The organism is Demequina lignilytica (assembly GCF_030418375.1).
Lineage (GTDB): Bacteria > Actinomycetota > Actinomycetes > Actinomycetales > Demequinaceae > Demequina > Demequina lignilytica.
This window is the reverse complement of sequence record NZ_JAUHPZ010000019.1, coordinates 1-1,137: the sequence shown is the minus strand read 5'-3', so window position 1 is coordinate 1,137 and position 1,137 is coordinate 1. Positions and strand designations below refer to the sequence as shown.

Annotated in this window: 1 protein-coding gene; it reads left to right on the top strand. The window is 73.1% G+C overall.

Annotation, left to right across the window (positions count from 1 at the left end):
* Positions 1 to 1,096 (top strand): hypothetical protein (locus QQX13_RS13760; RefSeq protein ID WP_301153685.1); only part of this gene is annotated, 1,096 nt, incomplete at its 5' end.
* Positions 1,097 to 1,137 lie beyond the last annotated feature (41 nt).

Here is a 1,137-nt window from a genome sequence, read left to right as displayed (position 1 = left end):
CTTCTCGCGGTACACCTCGGGCGGCTCCGAGGCTGCCGAGCGGCTCGAGCCGGACGGATCGGTGCCGCTCGACCCGGACGCGGCGCTCGCCTTCGCCGCCGCGGTCGACTGGGCGGGCGAGGTGGCTCCCGCGGACTCCGGGGTCTCGACCGCCGCGGCCCTCCTCGACGGCTCCGGTGCGGTGGTCGCCCTCCACGACGGCGTCACGGTGCGCGGCGACCTGCTCCCGGTGATCGACCGCACGCGTGCGGTCGAGGGCGCGATCAACCCGTACGCCTGCGGTGAGGAGGCGCTCGCCGAAGGCGAGTACTCCGCGGTGGTGGTCGTCCAGGTCTGGCAGGACGACCCGGCCAACGTGATCGCGACCTACGTCAACCCGGGGCTCGGCGACCGCGTCACGGTCCGCGTCGAGGACACCGGGGCCGACCTGGAGCTGGCCGAGGATGACGAGGTGCGTCGCCTGCAGGCCGACTTCGCGCGCCGGGTCGAGACCAGCGGGGAGCTCCTGCTCGAGGGTCAGTCGGGGAGCCGCGCGCCCGTGCTGCTGGGCGAGGGCTGGTCCCGTGGGACCGCCAGCTGCCTGCGCGCCGCCTCCGCGCCCGACCTCGGCAGCCTCAAGGTGTTCGGGTCGCTGGGCGTGAACATGGCCGACAAGCGCTTCGGCACCGTGGAGATCCTCGAGGGCGCCGAGGCGGGGGTGTGGCCCGGCATCTGGTGGCCGCGCATCTCGGAGTGGTCGTTCGGCTTCGCGGACGGGCTCCGCAGCCCGACCATCCTCCTGTACGACTCGTCGGGCGCCCTGGTCGCGGTGTACGAGTCCAACTCGACGATCAACGACCCGACGGATGCGGACGGCGGTGAGTGGTGGACGGAGGTGGGCTTCCAGGACCCGGGCTGCGCCGTGCCGTCGGAGCTGCCGACCGAGCCGGGGCGGTACACGCCCGTCTTCGTCTACGACCTCACCGAGACCAGCCCGGACTACGCCGCGGACGGCTGGTTCCTGCTGCCACCGTTCGAGTACGACGGCGATCCCGCTTCCCTCGAGTCCGGGCTGAGGGTGGACACGGCCGCCTCGGGCCTGCTCGTGATCCTCTGACCCGCGCACTGCGTCCTCGCTAGCCTGAAGTCGGGCTCGGT